General features: G+C 57.0%; 35 protein-coding genes. 1 reads left to right on the top strand and 34 read right to left on the bottom strand.

All coding sequences use genetic code 11. The features are described from left to right. Nucleotides 1–382: 382 nt before the first annotated feature. The 4 genes from HX881_RS08095 to HX881_RS08080 form a co-directional block, all read right to left on the bottom strand. Entirely contained in the window at nucleotides 383–2,980 is a 2,598-nt protein-coding gene (locus HX881_RS08095; protein WP_177083865.1) for an AAA family ATPase, read from the bottom strand. Between the two features lie 327 nt (nucleotides 2,981–3,307). Then, a complete protein-coding gene (locus HX881_RS08090) occupies nucleotides 3,308–4,405 on the bottom strand; it encodes a site-specific integrase (protein ID WP_246356475.1) in 1,098 nt (365 codons plus the stop codon). A 153-nt stretch (nucleotides 4,406–4,558) separates the two neighbouring features. Beyond that, a complete protein-coding gene (locus HX881_RS08085; RefSeq protein WP_017123259.1) occupies nucleotides 4,559–5,083 on the bottom strand; it encodes a single-stranded DNA-binding protein in 525 nt (174 codons plus the stop codon). A gap of 9 nt (nucleotides 5,084–5,092) precedes the next feature. After that, complete coding sequence (locus tag HX881_RS08080; RefSeq protein WP_017123258.1) at nucleotides 5,093–6,490, bottom strand: MFS transporter; 1,398 nt, start codon at nucleotides 6,488–6,490, stop codon at nucleotides 5,093–5,095. A gap of 190 nt (nucleotides 6,491–6,680) precedes the next feature. Between HX881_RS08080 and uvrA the strand changes: the two genes are divergently transcribed. Next, nucleotides 6,681–9,515 (top strand): excinuclease ABC subunit UvrA, encoded by a 2,835-nt coding sequence (gene uvrA / locus HX881_RS08075; RefSeq protein ID WP_177083861.1) that lies wholly within the window; start codon nucleotides 6,681–6,683, stop codon nucleotides 9,513–9,515. Between the two features lie 180 nt (nucleotides 9,516–9,695). Here the strand turns inward: uvrA and bfr are convergent, their stop codons facing one another. The 30 genes from bfr to rpsJ form a co-directional block, all read right to left on the bottom strand. Further along, a complete protein-coding gene (bfr, locus tag HX881_RS08070; protein WP_017123256.1) occupies nucleotides 9,696–10,160 on the bottom strand; it encodes a bacterioferritin in 465 nt (154 codons plus the stop codon). 156 nt (nucleotides 10,161–10,316) lie between these two features. Then, on the bottom strand, nucleotides 10,317–11,765 hold the full coding sequence (locus HX881_RS08065; protein ID WP_017123255.1) for a catalase: 1,449 nt from the start codon (nucleotides 11,763–11,765) through the stop codon (nucleotides 10,317–10,319). Nucleotides 11,766–11,956: 191 nt separating this feature from the next. Next, nucleotides 11,957–12,343, bottom strand: a complete 387-nt coding sequence (gene rplQ / locus HX881_RS08060; RefSeq protein ID WP_017123254.1) for a 50S ribosomal protein L17 — start codon at nucleotides 12,341–12,343, stop codon at nucleotides 11,957–11,959. Between the two features lie 42 nt (nucleotides 12,344–12,385). Then, the gene (locus tag HX881_RS08055; RefSeq protein WP_003176403.1) at nucleotides 12,386–13,387 is read right to left on the bottom strand and encodes a DNA-directed RNA polymerase subunit alpha; all 1,002 of its coding nucleotides are present in this window, start codon (nucleotides 13,385–13,387) and stop codon (nucleotides 12,386–12,388) included. A gap of 22 nt (nucleotides 13,388–13,409) precedes the next feature. After that, nucleotides 13,410–14,030, bottom strand: coding sequence for a 30S ribosomal protein S4 (gene rpsD, locus HX881_RS08050; RefSeq protein WP_017123253.1), 621 nt, complete (start codon nucleotides 14,028–14,030; stop codon nucleotides 13,410–13,412). 18 nt (nucleotides 14,031–14,048) lie between these two features. Further along, complete coding sequence (rpsK, locus tag HX881_RS08045) at nucleotides 14,049–14,438, bottom strand: 30S ribosomal protein S11 (RefSeq protein WP_007924177.1); 390 nt, start codon at nucleotides 14,436–14,438, stop codon at nucleotides 14,049–14,051. A gap of 30 nt (nucleotides 14,439–14,468) precedes the next feature. Further along, nucleotides 14,469–14,825, bottom strand: coding sequence for a 30S ribosomal protein S13 (gene rpsM, locus HX881_RS08040; protein WP_003186020.1), 357 nt, complete (start codon nucleotides 14,823–14,825; stop codon nucleotides 14,469–14,471). A 129-nt stretch (nucleotides 14,826–14,954) separates the two neighbouring features. After that, on the bottom strand, nucleotides 14,955–15,071 hold the full coding sequence (rpmJ, locus tag HX881_RS08035; RefSeq protein WP_002555468.1) for a 50S ribosomal protein L36: 117 nt from the start codon (nucleotides 15,069–15,071) through the stop codon (nucleotides 14,955–14,957). Between the two features lie 28 nt (nucleotides 15,072–15,099). Continuing rightward, a complete protein-coding gene (gene secY, locus HX881_RS08030; protein ID WP_017123252.1) occupies nucleotides 15,100–16,428 on the bottom strand; it encodes a preprotein translocase subunit SecY in 1,329 nt (442 codons plus the stop codon). Continuing rightward, the gene (gene rplO / locus HX881_RS08025) at nucleotides 16,429–16,863 is read right to left on the bottom strand and encodes a 50S ribosomal protein L15 (RefSeq protein WP_007924183.1); all 435 of its coding nucleotides are present in this window, start codon (nucleotides 16,861–16,863) and stop codon (nucleotides 16,429–16,431) included. A 3-nt stretch (nucleotides 16,864–16,866) separates the two neighbouring features. Continuing rightward, nucleotides 16,867–17,043 carry a 50S ribosomal protein L30 gene (rpmD, locus tag HX881_RS08020; RefSeq protein ID WP_003176408.1) on the bottom strand — a complete coding sequence of 59 codons (177 nt, stop codon included), beginning with the start codon at nucleotides 17,041–17,043 and terminating at the stop codon, nucleotides 16,867–16,869. 2 nt (nucleotides 17,044–17,045) lie between these two features. After that, the gene (rpsE, locus tag HX881_RS08015; RefSeq protein WP_010443918.1) at nucleotides 17,046–17,546 is read right to left on the bottom strand and encodes a 30S ribosomal protein S5; all 501 of its coding nucleotides are present in this window, start codon (nucleotides 17,544–17,546) and stop codon (nucleotides 17,046–17,048) included. 3 nt (nucleotides 17,547–17,549) lie between these two features. Beyond that, nucleotides 17,550–17,900, bottom strand: a complete 351-nt coding sequence (gene rplR, locus HX881_RS08010) for a 50S ribosomal protein L18 (RefSeq protein WP_010443919.1) — start codon at nucleotides 17,898–17,900, stop codon at nucleotides 17,550–17,552. Between the two features lie 10 nt (nucleotides 17,901–17,910). Further along, the gene (gene rplF, locus HX881_RS08005) at nucleotides 17,911–18,444 is read right to left on the bottom strand and encodes a 50S ribosomal protein L6 (protein ID WP_007896774.1); all 534 of its coding nucleotides are present in this window, start codon (nucleotides 18,442–18,444) and stop codon (nucleotides 17,911–17,913) included. Nucleotides 18,445–18,456: 12 nt separating this feature from the next. Next, entirely contained in the window at nucleotides 18,457–18,849 is a 393-nt protein-coding gene (gene rpsH / locus HX881_RS08000; protein WP_007955638.1) for a 30S ribosomal protein S8, read from the bottom strand. Nucleotides 18,850–19,061: 212 nt separating this feature from the next. Then, nucleotides 19,062–19,367, bottom strand: a complete 306-nt coding sequence (gene rpsN / locus HX881_RS07995) for a 30S ribosomal protein S14 (protein WP_017123250.1) — start codon at nucleotides 19,365–19,367, stop codon at nucleotides 19,062–19,064. 13 nt (nucleotides 19,368–19,380) lie between these two features. Further along, nucleotides 19,381–19,920, bottom strand: a complete 540-nt coding sequence (gene rplE / locus HX881_RS07990; RefSeq protein ID WP_017123249.1) for a 50S ribosomal protein L5 — start codon at nucleotides 19,918–19,920, stop codon at nucleotides 19,381–19,383. A gap of 20 nt (nucleotides 19,921–19,940) precedes the next feature. Then, the gene (gene rplX, locus HX881_RS07985; RefSeq protein ID WP_007896770.1) at nucleotides 19,941–20,255 is read right to left on the bottom strand and encodes a 50S ribosomal protein L24; all 315 of its coding nucleotides are present in this window, start codon (nucleotides 20,253–20,255) and stop codon (nucleotides 19,941–19,943) included. Between the two features lie 11 nt (nucleotides 20,256–20,266). Then, nucleotides 20,267–20,635, bottom strand: a complete 369-nt coding sequence (rplN, locus tag HX881_RS07980) for a 50S ribosomal protein L14 (RefSeq protein ID WP_002555479.1) — start codon at nucleotides 20,633–20,635, stop codon at nucleotides 20,267–20,269. Nucleotides 20,636–20,658: 23 nt separating this feature from the next. Further along, complete coding sequence (gene rpsQ / locus HX881_RS07975) at nucleotides 20,659–20,925, bottom strand: 30S ribosomal protein S17 (protein ID WP_003176419.1); 267 nt, start codon at nucleotides 20,923–20,925, stop codon at nucleotides 20,659–20,661. Between the two features lie 2 nt (nucleotides 20,926–20,927). After that, a complete protein-coding gene (gene rpmC / locus HX881_RS07970; protein WP_002555481.1) occupies nucleotides 20,928–21,119 on the bottom strand; it encodes a 50S ribosomal protein L29 in 192 nt (63 codons plus the stop codon). Continuing rightward, the gene (gene rplP / locus HX881_RS07965; protein ID WP_003228729.1) at nucleotides 21,119–21,532 is read right to left on the bottom strand and encodes a 50S ribosomal protein L16; all 414 of its coding nucleotides are present in this window, start codon (nucleotides 21,530–21,532) and stop codon (nucleotides 21,119–21,121) included. The genes rpmC and rplP overlap by 1 nt, the downstream gene beginning before the upstream one ends. Nucleotides 21,533–21,544: 12 nt before the next feature. After that, complete coding sequence (rpsC, locus tag HX881_RS07960; RefSeq protein WP_007924192.1) at nucleotides 21,545–22,231, bottom strand: 30S ribosomal protein S3; 687 nt, start codon at nucleotides 22,229–22,231, stop codon at nucleotides 21,545–21,547. 13 nt (nucleotides 22,232–22,244) lie between these two features. Then, nucleotides 22,245–22,577, bottom strand: coding sequence for a 50S ribosomal protein L22 (gene rplV / locus HX881_RS07955; RefSeq protein WP_003103908.1), 333 nt, complete (start codon nucleotides 22,575–22,577; stop codon nucleotides 22,245–22,247). A gap of 11 nt (nucleotides 22,578–22,588) precedes the next feature. Next, complete coding sequence (rpsS, locus tag HX881_RS07950) at nucleotides 22,589–22,864, bottom strand: 30S ribosomal protein S19 (protein ID WP_002555486.1); 276 nt, start codon at nucleotides 22,862–22,864, stop codon at nucleotides 22,589–22,591. Between the two features lie 16 nt (nucleotides 22,865–22,880). Beyond that, on the bottom strand, nucleotides 22,881–23,705 hold the full coding sequence (gene rplB / locus HX881_RS07945) for a 50S ribosomal protein L2 (protein ID WP_003317104.1): 825 nt from the start codon (nucleotides 23,703–23,705) through the stop codon (nucleotides 22,881–22,883). Between the two features lie 14 nt (nucleotides 23,706–23,719). After that, nucleotides 23,720–24,019: a 50S ribosomal protein L23 gene (rplW, locus tag HX881_RS07940; RefSeq protein WP_002555488.1), complete on the bottom strand. Its 300-nt coding sequence runs from the start codon at nucleotides 24,017–24,019 to the stop codon at nucleotides 23,720–23,722. Next, nucleotides 24,016–24,618 (bottom strand): 50S ribosomal protein L4, encoded by a 603-nt coding sequence (gene rplD, locus HX881_RS07935; protein ID WP_042934176.1) that lies wholly within the window; start codon nucleotides 24,616–24,618, stop codon nucleotides 24,016–24,018. Before rplD ends, rplW begins: the two co-directional genes overlap by 4 nt. A gap of 12 nt (nucleotides 24,619–24,630) precedes the next feature. Further along, on the bottom strand, nucleotides 24,631–25,266 hold the full coding sequence (rplC, locus tag HX881_RS07930; RefSeq protein WP_017123246.1) for a 50S ribosomal protein L3: 636 nt from the start codon (nucleotides 25,264–25,266) through the stop codon (nucleotides 24,631–24,633). Between the two features lie 80 nt (nucleotides 25,267–25,346). Next, the gene (gene rpsJ / locus HX881_RS07925) at nucleotides 25,347–25,658 is read right to left on the bottom strand and encodes a 30S ribosomal protein S10 (RefSeq protein ID WP_003186070.1); all 312 of its coding nucleotides are present in this window, start codon (nucleotides 25,656–25,658) and stop codon (nucleotides 25,347–25,349) included. Nucleotides 25,659–25,853: the final 195 nt, after the last annotated feature.

The raw sequence follows: 25,853 nt of genomic DNA, 5'->3' as shown, positions 1-25,853 counted from the left end.
CGAACAATGACATGTCTGCAACCATCAGCATGGTGCTGAGGGTTGCCTCTCCGTTAGTCTCTGTACAGCAGACATAGAGCCAAGGACATTGGATGGCCTGCTTTACATAGCGCCAGACCCGTAGACCATCGCCGAATGCTAGGACTCCTTTCACCTCTGCCTGCGGATGTGTTCTGAACATGCCGTAACCCCGGCTAATGAACGCTATATATTGTAGCCCTAAGAGTTCATTCAGACCTCTTGGTTCTCCTTACGAGACAGGCAACCGATCAGCCAGAAAGGTACAATTTCAGTCGAAAATGATGAAGCAGATAGAGAGCACTACCAACTGCACGAGCCCTCGCAAGCGACCCATTCACTGAGGGCCGCTCGTCATTTGGCATCAACTGGCTCGACCTTTGAACTCGTCCATCCATGCAATGAGTTCCAATACATCCCGCTCGAACTCATCGAGTTCGACCGGAACCTGAGGTAGCTCATCTGACTGCGAGTGCTCGTACACTGAATACTTGGTCATTAACCGGTCGATTAAATCGCAGTCCTCTGCAATCACCTTGGCAACACCTCTTAGCTTCCCTTTAGTCATGACGTCCCGTCTGAAACGAATAACTACGTCATTCAAAAGGATGAGCTCCACTGTTCGTTCCAAGACGATCCGAAAATCACTGCAGGCGCTCTTCACGGTGAGGTCATAACCGTCGGCGTCGGCATCGGCCTGATGCTTTTTGAGCCTGGGGATGACGTGATCTCTAACCGCATTAAGCGCCTTGTCGGGCTTGGCGTCCCGCAGACTGTGTTGCGCCAGAATTCCCGAAACCTTATCCAGCCGTCGAAGCGACTGCACGGTGTGGGTAATTTTCTCGTTAGCCGGATTCTCACCGTGTTTTTTGATTACAGCCTCAACGAGTGCAATCAACGAGAGGCGGTGAGTGAAGATGATGACCTGCCTGGTCTTCGCCAACTCGACAAGCCGGGTAACAACCCTCTCCTCGAAATCCTGATCTAAAGACGAAATCGGGTCGTCAAAGATGAAGGGGGCAAGCTGGTTCGAACCCGTTGTGTCGGCCAGGAATGCCGCCAGTGCAACAATGCGGGTTTCGCCTTCACTGAGTACGACATCAGGAGTGAAACCAGCCCGAGCACCGACAAGGGCGAGCCCAAATGTGATAACTCCTTTTCCTTGAGCCCTACTCTGCGGCACAACTGGCAACCGTCGTCCACCAAGAGACTTCAACTCCGCATCAAAGCGGGCCTGATATCCAGCATCAAGCTCGGTACGCCCAAGCTCGGTGCGCTTGGTTGTCAACGAATTGGTGGCCGTTAACTTAGTAGCTTTATCCAGCAGATCGACAGCTACTAGCCGCTCACGCTCTGCGAGAATCGCCGGCTTGTTCTGGGACAGCCACTGAAGCGCCTTGAGTTGCTTCACTCGCTTCTCGACCTGCTGCCGCTGCCCATCCTGCTGCAGCTGGGCGAGGCTGGTCTTCTCAGCAAGCAAGTCGGTAGCTCGTTTTTCCAGTGCCTGATCGATAGGAGCCCAATCGAACGCAGAGATATCTCCCACGGCAGCGCATTCCACAAACTGTGCTCGCCTAGACTTCAACGACTCATACCAGGCACGGGCCGTGGCTTCGTCGAACTGCAACTGAGCCAGGCGCGCAATCCAGTCTTCAATCGAAGGCACCTGAATTACCTTCGCGATCAGTGCCGCACTGGCGGCCTCCGCAGTTTTCGCCGCAGTCTCGAGGCCCGCGGTGACGAAAGCCTCGAAGCTTTTGAGCCGAGTGGCGCCCTCAGCCGTAAGCTCTTGCTGACAGAGCACGCAGTGCGCACCGTCTGAAGTAACGGGAAATTCGTGACCATGGTATGCATGAGCGACGGAATAGGCGCGCGCCTGCTCCCACATAAGTTTCCAGGCCGTCTCACCAACGCCTTGGAGAGGAGCATTCGCGAATGCCTGCTGCGCAACTTCGTTGGCCGCCTTTCTCGCCGCAACCGCCGATACTTTTGCCTTCGACAGCTCATCAGCCTTCTCGTCGGTGAGGCCTTCTTTCAACAGTTTCATTGCCTGCTTGATGCTTTCGGTGGCAACACTTTCCTTGCCAATCGTAACCAAGCGACCCGCGATGTCTTTTTCCGCGAGCAGAGCCTCAGCCTTGACCCGCTCGTCGTCCAAATCTTTTCCATACAGGCAATACGCCTCGACCTTCTCAGCAGAAGCGGAGGCTTTGAGGGAGGAGAACCAGGTCTTCTCAGCGGTATCTGAGAGATCACCTGGGAACTGTGGAAGGGCACTAACGAGCTTTTCCTTCTCTCGCCCCAGCTCATCAGAAACCATGCCCGAAATCTGAATGAGCATGGAGATGAACCGCATGCTGCTCGGCTCATAGCTTGACTCAGTGCGCCCCATGTACTGAGTTGCGGCTTTCGAATCAAATACTTGGGCGTACTTGAGCATCGCATGGGGCTCGGCACCAGGATGCCAATTGATATCTCGGGAATTGCCATCAATCGTGATTCGGCATTGAGCACTGCAAGCATGCTCTTCATCGCTGAATACGTTCGGGCGGATTTCGTCCCGTGAACGAGATCCACAAAGCTGTTTGAGCAGACGAGCAAAACCACTTTTCCCCGAACCATTTTGCCCGTAGATGACAGTCAAACTGCCCATTCCGAATGGTAGAGATGCACCAGGTTTAATCGCGTTAACCCCGAAGACTTGGGTTACCTCTTCGACCCGCACAACCCGTTGCACCGCCCCAGCCGAAAATGCACCAGGAGCCACCTTCAGGAACCCAGGATCACCCTGCTTGGCCGCCTCCAGCTTGCAGAGTCGAACCAGCTCTGCAAGCTCGCCCTCATTCGGCAAGCGTTTGTTATCGATGAGCTGTTTGGCGGCTGTCTGAAGCCAACCATTACGGTCATTCAGCCACTTTTCGAAGTCACTGACTTCAACCGCTTCATTCGCTAGATCAGACATCCCTGTTCTCCACTTCTGTCGATGCGCAATTCGAAAAGATAGCCGCACCATGGCTTTTAGCCACTATAAAATGAACTCGCCGCCTTCTGCAAAGGTGACCGCAGTCCTGGATCTGCAGCCGTGCCGGAAATCCAGATTGGCCTTTCCATCCCCTTGGCCAGGAACGCATCTACGTTATATTTCGTTATCGACTTGCTTTACCTTTCTCCGCAGAATCTCGATCAATCTCCGGCAGAGGGGCATCAAGCACCGTCTGGGAAAGGCCACGCTTTTGAGCGTTGTACTGCCACCGAACGAAGCGCTCCAGCAGCCGGTTATTCTCAGCCTTCAGACGCTGGTTCTCATTTTCCAGACGATGGATGCGATGTTCCGCAATTGCCAGGCTTTCCGGACGCTTCGTGGGCTTGAAACCCGCCTTCTGCTGGGTCTTTCTATCACTGAACGCGCTCTTGATTCGAGCATGCGCATGGATGCCAGAGTCCTCGATGATAGAGGCGACGCCCAACATCCACAGATCGAGAGCGGGCGACCTTGAGTCGGGCCTTCCTTGTGGGTCACAAACAAGTACCCATGCCTCTTCGCCCCAGGCAATTTATTCCGATAGCGAAGCACATATTCGTAAATCCGGGTGATGAGTTCCGGCGCGAGTGGAATGGTTCGCTGACGATTCTTGGCCGTAGGCTGATGGGCCCGTGAATCGCCCCTCGAATCAGGACGTCTCACCACGCGCAGAGTGTTTTTGGCGAAATCCACGTCATCGACCTTGCGGTTCAGAAGCTCCCCCCGACGAAGCCCAGTCAGGCGAAGAATCATGAACATCAATGCATTGCGCACCTGCACTGCCTGATCCTTGGCCGGATTGTGTTCCGAGCCAGGCCTAAGCGCCTGTTCCAATGCCTCCACAACGGCCTCGTCCAGATATCGTTCGTCCTTGTCCGATACTGATTTGTTGGGCTTGCTGGGACGGTTAGCCCTGATCGACTCCACCATCAGCTTGATTTCTCTATCACCCCGACTGGATGGGCATAGCCGCTTGGCCAGAAAGCCCAAATAGTCGGCCACAAAGGTCAACCTGAAATAGTGATTAGTGGTGCCGACCGTCTTCGGCCGTCGAGTGATCGGGACAACCCTTTTATCTCGGTGCTCGGGAGCGAGAGCAAACTGCAAGAAGTCGCTGAGCCCCCTCACTCGCTCTTCGTCAAGAAACTCGCCTTGCGAAAATAGCGACATGAGATCAATGCCCAGTTGAGCCTCCCAGGCGTACAGGGCCTTGATCGCGTTCAACGCATTCGCAATCGAATTGGCGGCCACAGAGCGCGACCGCAGATGCCATGCGGTGAAAAGAGTGGGGTAGTAAAGAGGCATACCTGAACCATCGACCAACACCGCAAATCGCTCGCCATCGGCAGCCACGAATCTACGCATCGATATGTCCATCACACCTCCATAATTTAATTTCTTACATGGTGTGCACCAAAACAAAATCTAGCACGTAATTTTTTACATCCCAAAAACGAAGAAACCCCGCAAATGCGGGGTTTCTCAAAGAAAAATTTACAAATTTCGCAAAGGTACTCTCTAGAACGGAATATCGTCATCGAAGCTGTCGAAGTCCGGAGCCGGCTGCGGTGCGGCCTGCTGTGGAGCCGGGCGCGACTGCTGCGGAGCCGACTGCTGTGGACGCGGCGCCTGCTGGCGAGGGGCTTGCTGGCGTGGCGCGGACTGATCGTAGCCACCGCCTTGTTGGTCGCCCTGTTGTGGACGGCCGCCCAGCAGCTGCATGGTGCCCTGCATGTCGACGATGATCTCGGTGGTGTAGCGCTTGATACCGTCTTTTTCCCATTCGCGGGTCTGCAGCTTGCCTTCGATGTAGACCTGCGAACCTTTGCGCAGGTATTCACCGGCGATCTCGGCGACCTTGCCGAACATCGAGACACGGTGCCACTCGGTCTTTTCGACTTTCTGGCCGGTCTGCTTGTCGGTCCATTGTTCGCTGGTCGCCAGACTCAGGTTGGTCACGGCGTTGCCGTTAGGCAGGTAGCGAACTTCAGGATCCTGGCCGCAAGTGCCGACCAATATGACTTTGTTAACCCCACGGGCCATAACGTTCTCCTAGGCTTCGCACGCTTGCGACGCAGGCTCATTGACCAGGCGCTCAAGGGTCGTGCGATCCAACAATTCGGTGTCCAATTTGATGTAAATGGCGGCCTCTTCGGCCACCACCACTGCATCCGTTACCCCTACGACGGCCAACAGGCGCTCGACCAGACCGGCTTCGCGGATCGCTTCGGGCGATAACGGCACGCGCAGGCTGGTCACGTAGGGAGGTTCACGCATGGTAACAGCAAAGGCCAGCCAGAGGGCAGCCAGACCGGCGCATCCAAGGAATACCGCCGACAAACCGCCATGCTGGAACATCCAGCCCCCCAGAATACCGCCGAGAGCCGAGCCAAGGAACTGGCTGGTGGAGTAAACCCCCATCGCCGTGCCCTTGCCACCGGCCGGTGAAACCTTGCTGATCAGCGACGGCAGCGAAGCTTCCAGCAGGTTGAACGCGATGAAGAACACCACCGTACCGATCACCAGGGCCCGCAGGCTGTTGCCGAACTCCCAGAAGAATAGCTCAGTGAGCATCAAGGTCGTCACGGCGCCGAGTAAAACTCGTTTCATTTTGCGTTTCTTCTCGCCGTAGATGATGAACGGGATCATCGCGAAGAAAGAAATCAGCAAGGCGGTCAAGTACACCCACCAGTGTTGCTCCTTGGGCAGGCCGGCCTTTTCCACCAGCGCCAGGGGCAAGGCGACGAAGCTGGACATCAGCATCGCGTGCAATACGAAGATCCCCAGGTCCAGGCGCAGCAGGTCCGGGTGCTTGAGCGTCGGCATCAGCGCCTGGCGCGCCACGCCGGACTCACGGTGCTGCAACGGCCCGATGGCCTTGGGCACCATGAAGGCGACGATCAGGATGCCCACCAGCGCCATCCCGCCGGTCGCGAGGAACAGCCCCGAGAGACCGAAGGCACGGGTCAGCAGCGGGCCGACGACCATCGCCACGGCAAACGACAGGCCGATGGTCATGCCGATCATGGCCATGGCCTTGGTCCGGTGCTGTTCACGGGTGAGGTCGGAGAGCAGGGCCATGACCGCCGCGGAAATCGCCCCGGCACCTTGCAGGACCCGGCCGGCGATCACGCCCCAGATCGAGTCGGCATTGGCCGCCAGCACGCTGCCGAGGGCAAACACGATCAATCCCAGGTAGATCACCGGGCGCCGGCCGATACGGTCGGAAATGATCCCGAACGGGATCTGGAACAGTGCCTGGGTCAGGCCGTAGGCGCCGATGGCCAGGCCGATCAGTGCAGGGGTCGCGCCGGCGAGATCCATCCCGTAGGTCGCCAGGACCGGCAAGACCATGAACATGCCGAGCATGCGGAATGCGAACACCAGGGCCAGACCACCTGCCGCGCGGGTCTCGCCGCCACTCATGCGTTCGCTGTGGGGATCGTGCATGGAAAAACCTCGTGTGAACCGGCGGCGATTCTATCAGTCCCATCGTTTGAGGGGGTATAGGGCGACGCTTTGTCGCGAACTCGTTCAGCATCCTGTCATGCAAGCCTGCAATGCTGTGCTGCAATAGTGTGCATCCATCCAGTATTTAGCCTTATACTCCTGCGTTTACCGCCCGCCGTGCGAGGCCACTTTGGACAAGATCCTGATTCGTGGGGCTCGAACCCACAACCTGAAGAATATCGACCTGACCCTGCCCCGGGACAAGCTGATCGTGATCACCGGCCTGTCCGGGTCCGGCAAGTCTTCCCTGGCGTTCGATACCCTGTACGCCGAAGGCCAGCGCCGCTATGTCGAGTCGCTGTCGGCCTACGCCCGGCAATTCCTGTCGATGATGGAAAAACCGGACGTCGATACCATCGAAGGCCTGTCGCCGGCGATCTCCATCGAGCAGAAATCGACCTCGCACAACCCGCGTTCGACGGTCGGCACCATCACCGAGATCTACGACTACCTGCGCCTGCTGTACGCCCGCGTGGGTACGCCGCGCTGCCCCGACCACGATATCCCGCTGGAGGCGCAGACCGTCAGCCAGATGGTCGACCTGGTCCTCGCCCAGCCGGAGGGTGCCAAGCTGATGCTGCTGGCGCCGGTGATCCGCGAACGCAAGGGCGAGCACCTGTCGGTGTTCGAGGAGCTGCGGGCCCAGGGCTTTGTCCGGGCACGGGTCAACGGCCGGCTCTGCGAGCTGGACGAAGTGCCCAAGCTCGATAAACAGAAGAAGCACTCCATTGATGTGGTGGTCGACCGCTTCAAGGTTCGTGGCGATCTGCAGCAACGCCTGGCCGAGTCCTTCGAGACCGCGCTGAAGCTGGCGGACGGCATCGCCCTGGTGGCACCGATGGATGACGAACCGGGCGAGGAGATGATCTTCTCCGCGCGCTTCGCCTGTCCGATCTGCGGCCATGCCATCAGCGAACTGGAGCCCAAGCTGTTCTCCTTCAACAACCCGGCAGGCGCCTGCCCGACCTGTGACGGCCTGGGGGTGAAGCAGTTTTTCGACATCAAGCGCCTGGTCAATGGCGAACTGACCCTGGCCGAAGGGGCGATACGCGGCTGGGACCGGCGCAACGTCTATTACTTCCAGATGCTCGGGTCGCTGGCGTCCCACTACGGTTTCAGCCTGGAAGTGCCGTTCAACACCTTGCCGGCGGACCAGCAGAAGCTGCTGCTGCAGGGTAGTGGCAGCCAGAATGTCGACTTCAAGTACCTCAACGACCGGGGCGATATCGTCAAGCGCTCGCATCCGTTCGAAGGCATCGTGCCGAACCTGGAGCGGCGCTACCGCGAAACCGAGTCGGCCACCGTGCGCGAGGAACTGGCCAAGTTCCTCAGCACCCAGCCGTGCCCGGATTGCCGTGGTACCCGCCTGCGTCGCGAGGCGCGGCATGTGTGGGTCGGCGAGAAGACCCTGCCCGCCGTCACCAACCTGCCGATCGGCGATGCCACCGACTACTTCGGCACGCTGAAACTGACCGGGCGACGCGGTGAAATCGCCGACAAGATCCTCAAGGAAATCCGCGAGCGCCTGCAGTTCCTGGTCAACGTCGGCCTCGACTACCTGACCCTCGACCGCAGTGCCGACACCCTGTCCGGCGGCGAAGCCCAGCGTATCCGCCTGGCCAGCCAGATCGGCGCCGGCCTGGTCGGGGTGATGTACATCCTCGACGAACCGTCCATCGGCCTGCACCAGCGCGACAACGACCGCCTGCTGGGCACCCTGAAGCACCTGCGCGACATCGGCAACACGGTGATCGTCGTCGAACACGACGAGGACGCCATTCGCCTGGCGGACTACGTGGTGGACATCGGCCCGGGTGCCGGTGTGCATGGCGGGCATATCGTCGCCCAGGGCACCGCGGCCGAAGTCATGGCGCATCCGGACTCCCTCACCGGCAAGTACCTGTCGGGCCGGGTGAAGATCGCAGTGCCGGCCAAACGCACACCGCGCAACAAGAAGCTGTCGCTGACCCTCAAGGGTGCCCGCGGCAACAACCTGCGCAATGTCGACCTGGAGATTCCGATCGGCCTGCTGACCTGCGTGACCGGTGTGTCCGGCTCGGGCAAGTCGACGCTGATCAACAACACCCTGTTCCCCCTCAGTGCCACCGCCCTCAATGGCGCGACGACACTGGAAGCCGCGGCCCACGACAGCATCAACGGCCTGCAGCACCTGGACAAGGTGGTGGATATCGACCAGAGCCCGATCGGCCGTACCCCGCGCTCGAACCCGGCAACCTACACCGGCCTGTTCACGCCGATCCGCGAGCTGTTCGCCGGCGTGCCGGAGTCCCGCTCCAGGGGTTACGGTCCGGGGCGCTTCTCGTTCAACGTCAAGGGCGGGCGCTGCGAGGCCTGCCAGGGTGACGGCCTGATCAAGGTGGAGATGCACTTCCTGCCGGACATCTACGTCCCTTGCGATGTCTGCAAGAGCAAGCGCTACAACCGCGAAACCCTGGAGATCAAGTACAAGGGCAAGAGCATCCACGAAGTGCTGGAGATGACCATCGAGGAGGCCCGGGAGTTCTTCGACGCGGTGCCGGCCCTGGCGCGCAAGCTGCAGACACTGATGGACGTGGGCCTGTCGTACATCAAGCTGGGACAGTCGGCGACCACCCTGTCCGGCGGCGAGGCGCAGCGGGTCAAGCTGTCGCGCGAGCTGTCCAAGCGTGACACCGGCAAGACCCTGTATATCCTCGACGAGCCGACCACCGGCCTGCACTTCGCGGATATCCAGCAACTGCTGGACGTACTGCACCGCCTGCGCGACCACGGCAATACCGTGGTGGTGATCGAGCACAACCTGGATGTGATCAAGACCGCCGACTGGCTGGTGGACCTTGGGCCTGAAGGTGGTTCGAAGGGCGGGCAGATCATTGCCGTGGGGACACCGGAGCAGGTCGCAGAGATGTCGCAATCCCATACCGGGCATTATCTGAAGCCGCTGTTGCTGCGCGACCGGGCGTAAAGCGGTGAAATGAAAAAGCCCCTGTCATCAAGTGGTGACAGGGGCTTTTTTATTGAGGCTGAAATCGTTATCGCCAGCAAGCCGGCTCCTACAAGGATCAGGTATGGCGACACCTCTGCGGTGAACGCCAAACTGTAGGAGCCGGCTTGCCGGCGATCCGCTGCACAGCAGCGGCCATTCTCAGAACTGCGATTGCAGGTAATTCTCCAACCCGATGGACTGGATCAGGCCCAACTGCTTCTCCAGCCAGTAGGTGTGATCTTCTTCGGTGTCGGCCAACTGCACGCGCAGGATTTCGCGGGTCACGTAGTCCTTGTGCTGCTCGCAGAGCTTGATGCCCTTGCACAGCGCGGCACGCACCTTGTACTCCAGGCGCAAATCGCTGGCGAGCATCTCGGGCACGGTGGTGCCGGTGTCGAGGTCGTCGGGGCGCATGCGTGGCGTGCCTTCGAGCATCAGGATCCGACGGATCAAGGCATCGGCGTGTTGCGCCTCTTCTTCCATTTCGTGATTGATGCGCTCGTAGAGCTTGCTGAAGCCCCAGTCCTCATACATCCGCGAATGGATGAAATATTGATCACGAGCCGCCAGTTCACCGGTCAGCAACGTGTTGAGGTAATCGATTACGTCCGGGTGACCTTGCATCGCCCTACATCTCCCTGCTTGAAAGTCTGTAGTTTGAACCAAGCTGACCGGAAGGTCACTGTAAAAACAGTAGAAAAGTGAGAAATAGCAGAGAAAAATCGTCGAACGGAAGCGAAAAACCGCCCAAATGAGGGCGGTTCTGCTTCTCGTTTAGACTTACTTGAGCACTACGCCCAGCGCCTTCGCGACACCTTCTCCGTAAGCCGGGTCGGCCTTGAAGAAGTACTGCAGCTGACGCTGCACCACATCGTCGGAAACGCCTGCCATCGCGCCGGCAATGTTGTTGATCAGCAGGGTTTTCTGCTCATCGTTCATCAGGCGGAACAGCGCACCGGCGTGGCTGAAGTAGTCGCTATCTTCGCGATGGTCGTAGCGATCCGCCGCACCGCTCAGGGCCAGGGCCGGCTCAGCGTAGCGAGGGGCCTGTTTCGGCGCATCGGCGTAGCTGTTGGGCTCGTAGTTCGGCGCAGCGCCACCGTTGCTGCCAAAGGCCATGGAGCCGTCGCGCTGGTAGCTGTTGACCGGGCTGCGTGGCGCGTTCACCGGCAACTGCTGGTGATTGGTACCGACACGGTAGCGGTGGGCATCAGCGTAGGCGAAGACACGACCTTGCAGCATGCGGTCCGGCGACAGGCCGACACCTGGCACCATATTGCTCGGACCGAATGCCGCCTGCTCGACTTCGGCGAAGTAGTTCAGCGGATTGCGGTTCAGTTCCAGCTCACCCACCTCGATCAGCGGGAACTCTTTCTGCGACCAGGTCTTGGTCACGTCGAACGGATTCTCGTAATGTGCCGCGGCCTGGGCTTCGGTCATGATCTGGATGCACACGCTCCATTTCGGGAAGTCACCACGCTCGATAGCGTTGAACAGGTCACGCTGGGCGTAGTCCGGATCAGTACCCGCCAGACGCGCGGCATCGGCCGGCGCCAGGTTCTTGATGCCCTGCTTGGTCTTGTAGTGCCATTTCACCCAGTGACGCTCGCCCTTGGCGTTGATCAGGCTGTAGGTGTGGCTGCCGAAGCCGTGCATGTGACGGTAGCCATCCGGGATCCCACGGTCGGAGAACAGGATGGTGACCTGGTGCAGCGCCTCGGGCGAGTGCGACCAGAAGTCCCACATCATCTGCGCGCTCTTCAGGTTGCTTTGCGGCAGGCGCTTCTGGGTGTGGATAAAATCAGGGAATTTCAGCGGGTCGCGAATGAAGAACACGGGGGTGTTGTTACCCACGATGTCCCAGTTGCCTTCCTCGGTGTAGAACTTCAGGGCGAAACCACGTGGATCACGCTCGGTATCGGCCGAACCACGCTCGCCACCCACAGTGGAGAAGCGCAGGAAAGTCGGAGTCTGTTTGCCCACGGACTCGAACAGCTTGGCGCTGGTGTACTGGGTGATGTCCCTGGAAACGGTAAAGGTCCCGTACGCGCCCGAGCCTTTGGCATGCACGCGGCGCTCAGGAATGTTTTCGCGGTTGAAGTGGGCAAGCTTCTCGATCAGGTGAAAGTCGTCGAGCAGCAGCGGGCCACGCGGGCCGGCGGAACGGGAATTCTGGTTATCGGCAACGGGGGCGCCGCTGGCGGTAGTAAGCGTTTTGTTCTGGCTCATGCTCATCCTTCCTCTCTCGGTCTTGGTGCTGCCGGCTAATCGGCTGAAGAGGAGTATTGACCATGAAGATGACAGGTACAAATTCATTAAATGATGCCAAGCGATAGGAAAGGCCTATCGAACTGCAATCACTTATTAGCAGGCACAAAAAACCGGGCGCTAGGCCCGGTTCTTCGTTTCAGACTGACGTCTTACTCGGCGGATACAGCTTCGCCGGCAGTAGCACGATCAACCAACTCGACGTACGCCATAGGCGCGTTGTCGCCAGCGCGGAAACCGCACTTGAGGATGCGCAGGTAGCCACCCTCACGGGTAGCGTAACGCTTGCCCAGGTCGTTGAAGAGCTTACCAACGATAGCTTTCGAACGAGTACGGTCGAAAGCCAGACGGCGGTTAGCCAGGCTGTCTACTTTGGCCAGAGTGATCAGCGGCTCGGCAACGCGGCGCAGTTCTTTGGCTTTTGGCAGAGTCGTTTTGATCAGCTCGTGCTCGAACAGCGACACCGCCATGTTTTGAAACATGGCCTTGCGGTGCGAGCTGGTGCGGCTCAGGTGACGACCACTTTTACGATGACGCATGGTTCATTCCTTACCAAACACTACGTTCGGTGATTACGACGATCAGGCAGTCGCCTTGTCGTCCTTCTTAAGACTTGCAGGCGGCCAGTTGTCGAGGCGCATGCCGAGGGACAGACCGCGGGAGGCCAGAACGTCCTTGATTTCAGTCAAGGATTTCTTGCCCAGGTTCGGAGTCTTCAACAGCTCTACTTCGGTACGCTGAATCAGGTCGCCGATGTAGTAGATGTTTTCCGCCTTAAGGCAGTTAGCCGAACGTACAGTCAGTTCCAGATCGTCAACCGGGCGAAGCAGGATCGGATCGATCTCGTCTTCCTGCTCGATAACCACTGGCTCACTGTCACCCTTGAGGTCGACGAACGCAGCCAACTGCTGTTGCAGGATGGTTGCAGCGCGGCGGATAGCCTCTTCAGGATCCAGAGTACCGTTGGTTTCCAGATCAATAACCAGTTTGTCCAGGTTGGTACGCTGCTCGACACGGGCGTTCTCCACCACGTAGGCGATACGACGAACCGGGCTGAACGAAGAGTCGAGCTGCAAGCGACCGATGCTGCGGCTTTCGTCTTCATCGCTCTGACGCGAGTCTGCTGGTTCATAACCACGACCACGAGCTACGGTGAGCTTCATGTTCAAGGCGCCGTTAGACGCCAGGTTGGCGATTACGTGATCGGGATTAACGATCTCGACATCATGATCCAGCTGAATATCGGCAGCGGTAACCACCCCCGAACCCTTCTTCGACAAGGTCAGCGTAACTTCGTCACGGCCGTGCAGCTTGATAGCCAGACCTTTAAGGTTCAACAGGATTTCAATGACGTCTTCCTGTACACCTTCGATGGCGCTGTACTCGTGGAGCACACCGTCAATCTCGGCCTCGACTACTGCACAGCCTGGCATTGAGGACAACAGGATGCGGCGCAGCGCGTTGCCCAGGGTGTGGCCAAAACCACGCTCGAGAGGCTCGAGAGTGATTTTAGCGCGGGTTGGACTGACAACCTGCACGTCAATGTGACGGGGTGTCAGGAACTCATTTACCGAAATCTGCATGGATGCACCTATTTTCTAGCCCTTACTTGGAGTAGAGCTCGACAATCAGGCTTTCGTTGATGTCGGCGGAGAGGTCACTGCGAGCAGGAACGTTCTTGAAAACGCCCGACTTTTTCTCAGTGTCCACTTCTACCCATTCTACGCGGCCACGCTGGGCACACAGATCGAGAGCCTGGACAATGCGCAGTTGATTCTTAGCTTTCTCACGAATAGCTACCACGTCACCAGCACGAACCTGGTAGGACGGGACGTTGACGGTTTTGCCGTTAACGCTGATCGACTTGTGCGATACCAGTTGACGGGATTCGGCACGAGTCGAGCCAAAACCCATACGGTATACAACGTTGTCCAGACGGCATTCGAGCAGTTGCAGCAGGTTTTCACCGGTTGCGCCTTTACGGCCGGCAGCTTCTTTGTAGTAGCCGCTGAACTGACGCTCAAGAACGCCATAAATACGACGGACCTTCTGCTTTTCACGCAGTTGGGTGCCGTAGTCGGACTGGCGACCGCGGCGTTGGCCGTGGATACCAGGTGCTGCTTCGATGTTGCACTTGGATTCGATAGCGCGCACGCCGCTCTTCAGGAAGAGATCGGTGCCTTCGCGACGAGCCAGTTTGCATTTTGGACCAATGTAACGAGCCATTCTTTACAATCTCCTGGATTACACGCGGCGCTTCTTCGGCGGACGGCACCCGTTGTGCGGGATTGGCGTCACGTCGGTGATGCTGGCGATCTTATAGCCACAGCCGTTCAATGCACGGACAGCGGACTCACGACCTGGACCTGGACCTTTGACGTTGACGTCGAGGTTTTTCAGGCCGTATTCCAGCGCAGCTTGACCAGCACGTTCAGCAGCTACCTGAGCAGCAAACGGGGTGGACTTGCGGGAACCGCGGAAACCCGAACCACCGGAGGTAGCCCAGGAAAGAGCGTTACCTTGACGGTCGGTGATGGTCACGATGGTGTTGTTGAAAGACGCGTGGATGTGGGCGATGCCATCAACCACTGTCTTTTTGATTTTCTTACGAGGACGAGCAGCAGGTTTTGCCATGACTAGATTCCTGTCGATTCGCTGGTGCGATTACTTGCGGATCGGCTTACGCGGACCTTTGCGAGTACGCGCGTTGGTCTTGGTACGCTGACCGCGTACTGGCAGACCACGACGATGGCGCAGACCGCGGTAGCAGCCCAGGTCCATCAAGCGTTTGATTTTCATGTTGATTTCGCGACGCAGGTCACCTTCAGTGGTGAACTTCGCCACTTCGCCACGCAGCTGTTCAATCTGCTCGTCGCTCAGATCCTTGATCTTTGCGGCTGGGTTGACCCCAGTCACTGCACAAATTTTCTGTGCAGTAGTGCGACCAACACCATAGATGTAGGTCAGCGAGATAACAGTGTGCTTGTTATCTGGAATGTTAACGCCTGCAATACGGGCCATTCAGTGGGACTCCAATTGACAGCTACCTACGCCCCGGAAGCCAAGAAATAGGGCGCGAGATAATATCGCTGTAATAACAAATAATCAACCCAGCAGCGCACTAGCTGCTGGGCTTCAAGCAGATCACACTCAGCCTTGGCGCTGTTTGTGACGCGGTTCCGCGCTGCAAATTACTCGAACCACACCTTCGCGGCGAATAATCTTGCAGTTACGGCACAGCTTTTTCACCGATGCACGAACTTTCATCACCAACTCCTCGAACCTTATGGGTGCTTCAGCGCAGCATGCCGCTGCCGTAGCCCTTCAGGTTGGCTTTCTTCATCAGGGATTCGTACTGGTGCGAAACGAGGTGCGATTGCACTTGGGACATAAAGTCCATCACAACCACGACCACGATCAGCAACGAGGTCCCGCCAAGGTAGAACGGAACGTTTGCTGCAACCACCAGGAACTGGGGCAGCAGGCACACGGCCGTCATATAAAGAGCACCGAACATGGTCAAACGGGTCAGAACGCCATCAATGTAGCGCGCCGACTGCTCGCCTGGACGGATACCCGGAATAAAGGCACCGGACTTCTTCAGGTTTTCCGCTACGTCTTTCGGATTGAACATCAACGCCGTATAGAAGAAGCAGAAGAAAATAATCCCTGCACTAAACAGCAGAATATTCAACGGCTGACCAGGAGCGATCGACTGCGAGATGTCCTGCAACCAGCCCATACCTTCAGACTGACCGAACCAGGCACCCAACGAAGCCGGGAACAGCAAAATGCTGCTCGCGAAGATAGCAGGAATTACACCGGCCATATTCACTTTCAGCGGCAAGTGGCTTGTCTGTGCAGCGAAAACCTTGCGGCCCTGCTGACGCTTGGCGTAGTGAACAGCAATACGACGCTGGCCACGCTCAATGAACACCACGAAACCGATAATCGCTACTGCCAGCAAACCGATGGCAACCAGGGCGAAGATGTTGATATCACCCTGACGTGCAGACTCGAAAGACTGCCCGATCGCTCTCGGAAGACCGGCGACGATACCCGAAAAAATCAACATCGAGATACCGTTACCCACACCGCGCTCTGTAATCTGCTCACCCAGCCACATCATGAACATCGCACCGGCCACGAAGGTGGACACTGCAACGAAATGGAAGCCGAAGTCACCAGTAAAAGCGACGCCCTGACCAGCCAGACCAATGGACATGCCAATGGCTTGAACAAGGGCCAGGACGACGGTGCCATAGCGGGTGTATTGGCTGATCTTGCGACGACCAGCCTCACCTTCCTTCTTCAACTGCTCCAGCTGCGGGCTGACGGCGGTCATCAGTTGCATGATGATCGATGCCGAGATGTACGGCATGATCCCCAGTGCAAAAATGCTCATCCGTTCCAGCGCGCCGCCGGAAAACATGTTGAACAAGCTAAGAATGGTCCCCTCATTCTGTCGAAACAGGTCCGCCAGCCGGTCCGGGTTGATACCTGGAACTGGGATGTGTGCGCCTATCCGGTAGACGATAATCGCCAGGAATAGAAAACGCAGTCGAGCCCAGAGCTCGGATAACCCGCCTTTGCTGAGCGCTGAGAGAGCACCTTGCTTAGCCATTTATTCCTCGAACTTGCCGCCAGCTGCTTCGATAGCCGCACGCGCACCCTTGGTGGCGGCGATGCCCTTGATAGTTACAGCGCGAGTCACTTCGCCCGACAGCATGATTTTCACACGCTGTACGTTCTGGTTGATCACGTTGGCATCTTTCAGGGACTGCACGGTAACGATGTCGCCTTCCACCTTGGCCAGCTCGGACAGACGCACTTCTGCGCGGTCCATGGCTTTCAGGGAAACGAAACCGAACTTCGGCAGGCGACGATGCAGCGGCTGTTGACCGCCTTCAAAGCCTGGAGCGATGGTGCCACCGGAGCGGGAAGTCTGACCTTTGTGACCACGGCCACCAGTCTTACCCAAACCACTACCGATACCACGGCCCGGACGATGCTTTTCGCGACGGGAACCCGGCGCTGGACTCAGATCATTGAGTTTCATCGATTAACCCTCGACACGCAGCATGTAGTAAGCCTTGTTGATCATCCCGCGATTCTCGGGAGTATCCTGGACTTCTACAGTGTGACCGATGCGACGCAGACCCAGACCCTTAACGCACAGTTTGTGGTTAGGGATGCGGCCGGTCATGCTTTTGATCAGCGTTACTTTTACGGTTGCCATGATCACAGGATCTCCGCTGCAGTTTTGCCGCGCTTGGCAGCAATGGACTCAGGGGACTGCATGGCCTTCAAACCCTTGAAAGTGGCGTGAACCACGTTTACCGGGTTGGTCGAACCGTAGCACTTGGCCAGAACGTTCTGAACGCCAGCAACTTCGAGGACAGCACGCATAGCGCCGCCAGCGATGATACCGGTACCTTCAGAAGCAGGCTGCATGTAAACCTTGGAAGCGCCGTGGGCGGACTTCATGGCGTACTGCAGAGTGGTGCCGTTCAGGTCCACCTGGATCATGTTGCGGCGAGCAGCTTCCATAGCCTTCTGGATCGCAGCAGGCACTTCACGCGACTTGCCACGGCCGAAGCCTACACGGCCCTTACCATCACCTACCACGGTCAACGCGGTGAAAGTGAAGATACGGCCGCCTTTAACGGTTTTGGCTACGCGGTTAACTTGAACCAGCTTCTCGATGTAGCCTTCGTCGCGCTTTTGGTCGTTATTTGACATAACTTAGAACTCCAGCCCAGCTTCACGAGCAGCATCAGCCAGCGCCTTGACGCGGCCGTGGTACTTGAAGCCAGAGCGGTCGAAAGCCACCTGCGAGACGCCTGCGGCTTTAGCACGCGAAGCGACCAGCTGGCCAACCTTAGTGGCCGCGTCGATGTTGCCGGTGGCACCATCACGCAGTTCTTTATCCAAAGTCGAGGCACTTGCCAGGACTTTGTTGCCGTCGGCCGAAATGACCTGGGCGTAGATGTGCTGCGAAGAGCGGAACACGCAGAGACGCACGACTTCGAGTTCGTGCATTTTCAGGCGTGCTTTGCGAGCGCGACGCAGTCGAGTAACTTTTTTGTCGGTCATTTGCTATGCCCTACTTCTTCTTGGCTTCTTTACGACGGACGACTTCGTCCGCGTAGCGCACACCTTTGCCTTTGTACGGCTCTGGTGGACGGAAGTCGCGGATCTCGGCGGCCACTTGACCTACCAGCTGCTTGTCGATGCCCCTGATCAGGATATCGGTCTGGCTAGGAGTCTCAGCGGTGATGCCTTCCGGCAGTTCGTAATCCACTGGGTGCGAGAAGCCAAGAGCCAGGTTCAGCACTGTGCCTTTTGCTTGCGCCTTGTAACCAACACCGACCAGCTGGAGCTTGCGCTCGAAGCCTTGGCTTACGCCTTGGACCATGTTGTTTACCAACGCACGAGTGGTACCAGCCATTGCGCGAGTCTGTTGATCGCCGTTGCGAGCAGCGAAACGCAGCTCACCAGCTTCTTCAACAATCTCAACGGACGAATGGATGTTCAGTTCGAGAGTGCCCTTGGCACCCTTCACCGAAAGCTGTTGGCCGGCGAATTTTACTTCGACACCAGCTGGCAGCTTAACGGGGTTCTTAGCGACGCGAGACATGCTTATCCCCCCTTAGAACACAGTGCAAAGAACTTCGCCGCCGACACCGGCAGCGCGCGCAGCACGATCAGTCATCACACCCTTGTTGGTGGAGACGATAGACACGCCCAGACCGCCACGAACTTTCGGCAGGTCTTCGACGGACTTGTACTGACGCAGGCCTGGACGGCTAACGCGCTTCACTTCCTCGATGACCGGACGGCCTTCGAAGTACTTCAGCTCGATGGACAGCGACGGCTTGGCGTCGGTGGTGATCTGAAAACCCGCGATGTAACCTTCGTCCTTCAGGACTTTTGCTACAGCCACCTTCAGCGTGGAAGACGGCATGCTTACGACGGACTTTTCAGCCATCTGGGCATTACGGATTCGAGTTAGCATGTCCGCTAACGGGTCCTGCATACTCATGGGCTAGACGCTCCTGATACAAAAAAAATGAGCCTTGCGGCTGCAACTGTCGCCGAGGTACTCCGCACGCAAAAAGTGCGGGCTCAGGCGAGCCGGTCATTCTAGACACACACCAGAAATGAATCAAGCCCCAAAAGGGGCTTGATTCATACTCAAGGTCACCGGCGGTCAGGTTCTTGCGACCCCGACCGCAGTGACTTGGGCGGTATGGCTTACCAGCTGGCTTTGACCAGACCTGGTACGTCACCACGCATTGCAGCTTCACGCAGCTTGTTACGGCCGAGGCCGAACTTGCGGTAAACGCCGTGCGGACGACCGGTGATGCGGCAGCGGTTACGCATGCGCGAGGCGCTTGCGTCACGTGGCTGCTTCTGCAGGGCTACGGAAGCTTCCCAACGCGCTTCTGGACTTGCGTTCAGATCAACGATGATTGCTTTGAGCGCTGCACGCTTGACGGCGTACTTGGCAACGGTGAGCTGACGCTTCAGCTCACGGTTTTTCATGCTCTTCTTGGCCATTTTCCTACTCCAATCAGTTGCGGAACGGGAATTTGAAAGCACGCAGCAGTGCGCGACCTTCTTCATCCGATTTGGCAGTGGTGGTCAGGGTAATGTCCAGACCGCGCAGAGCATCGATCTTGTCGTAATCGATTTCCGGGAAAATGATCTGCTCTTTCACGCCCATGCTGTAGTTGCCACGACCATCGAAGGACTTGGCATTCAGGCCGCGGAAGTCGCGAACCCGAGGCAGGGAGATCGACAGCAGACGATCCAGGAACTCATACATACGATCGCGACGCAGGGTCACCTTGACACCGATCGGCCAACCTTCGCGGACTTTGAAGCCTGCGATGGATTTGCGAGCGTGAGTCACGACGACCTTCTGGCCGGTGATCTTTTCCAGGTCAGCAACAGCGTGCTCGATGACTTTCTTGTCGCCGATCGCTTCGCCCAGACCCATGTTCAGGGTGATCTTGGTAATGCGCGGAACTTCCATCACGTTCGCCAGCTTAAGTTCTTCCTTAAGCTTCGGAGCGATTTCCTTCCGGTAAATCTCTTTCAGTCGTGCCATGGTCTTCTACCTAGCAGTGTTCAAGCATCAACCGCTTTTTGGGTCGACTTGAAGACACGAATTTTTTTGCCGTCTTCTACTTTGAAACCAACGCGGTCAGCCTTGTTGGTTTCGCCGTTGAAAATGGCGACGTTGGAAGCGTGCAGTGGCGCTTCTTTCTCGACGATACCGCCCTGTACGCCCGACATCGGGTTAGGCTTGGTATGACGCTTGACCAGGTTCAAGCCACCAACGACCAGACGGTCGTCAGCGAGAACCTTAAGCACCTTACCGCGCTTACCTTTGTCTTTGCCGGCGATCACGATGATCTCGTCGTCACGACGAATCTTTTGCATGTCGGATCTCCTTACAGCACTTCTGGGGCGAGCGAGACGATCTTCATGAACTTCTCGGTACGAAGTTCACGGGTCACTGGCCCAAAGATACGGGTGCCGATCGGCTCTTGCTTGTTGTTCAACAGAACAGCAGCGTTGCCATCAAAGCGGATAATGGAGCCGTCAGCACGACGTACGCCGTGACGGGTGCGGACTACAACAGCAGTCATCACCTGGCCTTTTTTCACCTTACCGCGAGGAATTGCTTCCTTGACGGTAACTTTGATGATGTCACCGATACCAGCGTAACGACGATGGGAGCCACCCAGCACCTTGATGCACATAACGCGGCGAGCGCCGCTGTTATCGGCCACATCGAGCATGGATTGAGTCTGAATCATATAATTTCTCCGACCCCTAGTCCTTAGACTTCCACAGCGCGTTCGAGAACATCAACCAGTGCCCAAGACTTGGTCTTGGCCAGCGGACGAGTTTCACGAATAGTGACTTTGTCGCCGATATGGCACTGATTGGTTTCGTCGTGCGCGTGCAGCTTAGTCGAACGCTTAACGTATTTACCGTAGATCGGGTGCTTTACGCGACGCTCGATCAGAACGGTGATGGTTTTGTCCATCTTGTCGCTGACAACACGGCCAGTCAGCGTACGGACAGTCTTTTCGGCTTCAGCCATGATCACTTACCTGCCTGCTGGTTGAGCACAGTCTTCACGCGAGCGATGTCACGCTTAACTTGCGAGAGCAGATGAGACTGCCCCAACTGGCCAGTTGCTTTCTGCATGCGCAGATTGAACTGGTCGCGCAGCAGGCCGAGCAGTTGCTCGTTCAGCTGCTGTGCGGATTTTTCACGAAGTTCATTCGCTTTCATCACATCACCGTCCGTTTAACAAAGGAGGTGGCGAGCGGCAGCTTTGCAGCAGCCAGGGCGAAAGCCTCACGCGCCAGCTCTTCAGAAACACCCTCGATTTCATACAGGACTTTGCCTGGCTGAATCTGGGCAACCCAGTACTCCACGTTACCCTTACCTTTACCCATCCGAACTTCGAGTGGCTTCTTGGAAATAGGCTTGTCCGGGAATACACGGATCCAGATCTTGCCGCCACGTTTTACGTGACGGGTCAGAGCACGACGTGCTGACTCGATCTGACGAGCGGTGAGACGACCACGAGCAACAGACTTCAGCGCGAACTCGCCGAAGCTGACTTTGCTACCGCGCAGTGCCAGACCACGGTTGTGGCCGGTCATCTGCTTGCGGAACTTCGTACGCTTTGGTTGCAACATTTGGCGTACCCCTTACTTAGCAGCTTTTTTACGAGGCGCTGGTGCTTGTGGTTTCAGTTCTTCTTGGCGACCACCAATTACTTCGCCTTTGAAGATCCAAACCTTCACACCGATCACACCGTAGGTGGTGTGAGCTTCGTAGGTGGCATAGTCGATATCGGCACGCAGGGTGTGCAGTGGCACACGACCTTCGCGATACCATTCAGTACGTGCGATTTCAGCACCGCCGAGACGACCGCTCACTTGGATTTTGATGCCCTTGGCACCAATGCGCATTGCGTTCTGTACGGCACGCTTCATAGCGCGACGGAACATTACACGACGCTCCAGCTGCTGAGCTACGCTCTGCGCAACCAGCATACCGTCGAGCTCCGGCTTGCGGATCTCTTCGATATTGATGTGCACAGGCACACCCATTTGCTTGGTCAGGTCCTGACGCAGTTTCTCAACATCTTCACCCTTCTTCCCGATAACGATACCTGGACGAGCGGTGTGGATGGTGATGCGTGCAGTTTGGGCCGGACGATGGATATCGATACGGCTTACGGACGCGCTTTTTAGTTTGTCTTGGAGGTACTCACGCACATTCAGATCTGCGAGCAAATAGTCCGCATAAGTCCGACCGTCTGCGTACCAGACGGAGGTGTGCTCCTTGACGATTCCCAGGCGAATGCCAATGGGATGTACTTTCTGACCCATCTCTTCGACTCCGTTACTTGTCAGCAACCTTGACAGTGATATGGCAAGACCGCTTGACGATGCGATCAGCACGGCCTTTGGCACGCGGCATGATACGCTTCAGCGAACGCCCTTCGTTGACGAAAACGGTGCTGACCTTCAGGTCATCAACGTCTGCGCCTTCGTTATGCTCGGCGTTGGCTACGGCCGACTCCAGCACTTTTTTCATGATCTCGGCGGCTTTCTTACTGCTGAAAGCCAACAGGTTGAGCGCTTCGCCCACCTTCTTCCCGCGGATCTGGTCGGCGACCAAGCGGGCTTTCTGGGCGGAGATTCGAGCGCCCGACAACTTAGCGGCTACTTCCATTTCCTAACCCCTTAACGCTTGGCTTTCTTGTCTGCCACGTGCCCGCGATAAGTGCGGGTACCGGCGAACTCGCCCAGTTTGTGGCCGACCATGTCTTCGTTCACGAGAACTGGGACGTGCTGACGACCGTTGTGTACTGCGATGGTCAGACCGACCATTTGTGGCAGGATCATCGAACGGCGCGACCAGGTTTTCACTGGTTTGCGATCGTTCTTTTCCGCCGCCACTTCGATCTTCTTCAGTAGGTGAAGATCGATAAAAGGACCTTTTTTCAGAGAACGTGGCACTGTCGTATCCCTCTATTTACTTGCGACGACGGACGATCATTTTGTCGGTACGCTTATTACCACGAGTCTTCGCGCCCTTAGTCGGGAAGCCCCACGGCGATACCGGATGACGACCACCAGAGGTACGACCTTCACCACCACCATGTGGGTGGTCAACCGGGTTCATGGCAACACCACGAACGGTTGGGCGAACGCCACGCCAGCGCTTGGCACCGGCTTTACCCAGGGAACGCAGGCTGTGCTCGGAGTTCGAGACTTCGCCCAGCGTTGCACGGCATTCCGACAGCACTTTACGCATTTCACCGGAACGCAGACGCAGGGTCACGTAGACACCTTCACGAGCGATCAGCTGAGCCGAAGCACCAGCGGAACGAGCGATCTGTGCACCTTTACCTGGCTTCAGTTCGATGCCGTGTACGGTGGAACCCACTGGGATGTTGCGCAGTTGCAGAGCGTTACCTGGCTTGATTGGAGCCAGAGCGCCCGCGATCAGCTGGTCACCAGCACTCACGCCTTTAGGGGCGATGATGTAGCGACGCTCGCCGTCTGCGTACAGCAGCAGTGCGATGTGAGCAGTACGGTTTGGATCGTATTCGATACGCTCGACAGTGGCAGCGATGCCATCTTTGTCGTTGCGACGGAAGTCGACCAGACGATAATGCTGCTTATGACCACCACCGATGTGACGAGTGGTAATACGGCCATTGTTGTTACGACCACCAGACTTCGATTTTTTCTCGAGCAGCGGTGCGTGAGGAGCGCCTTTATGCAGCTCCTGGTTGACCACCTTGACCACAAAACGGCGGCCAGGGGAAGTCGGTTTGCATTTAACGATTGCCATGATGCACCCCTTCCTTACTCAGCACTGCTGCTGAAATCGAGATCTTGGCCTGGCTGAAGGGAGATAACTGCCTTCTTCCAGTCATTACGCTTGCCCAGACCGCGAGCAGTGCGCTTGCTTTTACCCAGAACATTCAGGGTAGTCACACGCTCTACTTTCACGCTGAACAGGCTTTCGACGGCCTTCTTGATTTCCAGCTTGGTTGCGTCAGTAGCAACCTTGAAAACGAACTGACCTTTTTTGTCTGCCAGAACCGTAGCCTTCTCGGAAACGTGCGGGCCAAGCAGAACTTTAAATACGCGTTCCTGGTTCATCCCAGCAGCTCCTCGAATTTCTTCACGGCCGACACGGTGATCAACACCTTGTCGTATGCGATCAGACTAACTGGATCGGAACCTTGCACGTCACGGACATCAACGTGTGGCAGGTTGCGAGCAGCCAGGTACAGGTTCTGATCAACAGCATCCGACACGATCAGAACGTCGGTCAGGCTCATGTTGTTCAGTTTGCTCAGCAGGTCTTTGGTTTTCGGGGTTTCAACAGCGAAATCCTGAACAACGACCAGACGATCAGTACGCACCAGCTCAGCAAGGATGGAACGCATTGCTGCGCGATACATCTTCTTGTTCAGCTTCTGGGAGTGATCCTGAGGACGAGCTGCGAAAGTGGTGCCGCCGCCGCGCCAGATTGGGCTACGGATAGTACCGGCACGAGCACGGCCAGTACCTTTCTGACGCCATGGGCGCTTGCCGCCACCGGAAACGTCGGAACGGGTCTTTTGCTGCTTGCTACCCTGACGGCCGCCGGCCATGTAGGCCACGACTGCTTGGTGAACCAGCGTCTCGTTGAAATCGCCGCCAAATGTCAGTTCGGAAACTTCGATCGCTTGAGCGTCATTTACATTTAATTGCATGTCAGCTTCCCCTTAACCGCGAGCCTTGGCTGCTGGACGTACAACCAGGTTGCCGCCAGTAGCGCCAGGAACAGCGCCCTTGACCAACAACAGATTGCGTTCAGCGTCCACGCGCACTACTTCCAGGGACTGCACGGTCACGCGCTCAGCGCCCATATGACCGGACATTTTTTTGCCCTTGAATACACGACCAGGAGTCTGGCACTGGCCGATAGAGCCTGGAACGCGGTGGGATACGGAGTTACCGTGGGTGTTATCTTGCCCGCGGAAATTCCAACGCTTGATCGTACCCTGGAAGCCTTTACCCTTGGACTGACCGGTTACATCAACCAGTTGACCAGCGGCGAAGATTTCAGTGTTGATCAGATCGCCGGCCTGGTACTCGCCTTCTTCAAGGCGGAATTCCATTACGGTACGACCAGCGGCAACGTTCGCCTTGGCGAAGTGGCCAGCCTGAGCGGCTGTAACACGCGAAGCACGACGCTCGCCGACAGTAACTTGCACTGCACGGTAGCCATCAGTTTCTTCAGTCTTGAACTGGGTGACGCGATTCGGTTCGATCTCAATGACCGTGACCGGAATGGAGACACCTTCTTCGGTGAAAATACGGGTCATACCGCATTTACGACCGACTACACCAATAGTCATGTTGTAAACCTCATGAGTGTACGGGGCTTTCACCCGCTATGGCCGCCCATTTCAGAGCGTTACACGACTAAGACCGAGTCTTAGCCGAGGCTGATCTGCACTTCCACACCTGCCGCAAGATCAAGCTTCATCAGCGCATCAACGGTTTTATCCGTTGGCTGGACGATGTCCAGGACACGCTTATGAGTACGGATCTCGTACTGGTCACGCGCGTCTTTGTTGACGTGCGGGGAGACCAGAACGGTGAACCGCTCTTTACGGGTAGGCAGTGGAATTGGACCACGCACTTGAGCACCAGTACGTTTCGCGGTTTCCACGATTTCCTGGGTGGATTGGTCGATCAGGCGATGGTCAAAAGCCTTCAACCTGATACGGATTTGCTGATTTTGCATTGGATTTCAGACTCCGGCTGCTATTCCCACCGGGCGCAATACGCCCGTTAAAAGGAGGCGCAATTCTATAGACGCCCCTGATAGGTGTCAACCTAATAAAAAAGCCCCCGCTAGGCGGGGGCTTTTTCAAAGCATCGAAGCTATCTCAATGAGAAGCTTACTCGATGATTTTGGCTACGACGCCGGCGCCGACGG

Origin of the sequence: Pseudomonas gingeri (assembly GCF_013386115.1) — a bacterium.
Lineage (GTDB): Bacteria > Pseudomonadota > Gammaproteobacteria > Pseudomonadales > Pseudomonadaceae > Aquipseudomonas > Aquipseudomonas gingeri.
Note: the sequence above shows the minus strand (reverse complement) of the source record. Positions and strands in the feature narration are given on the sequence as shown.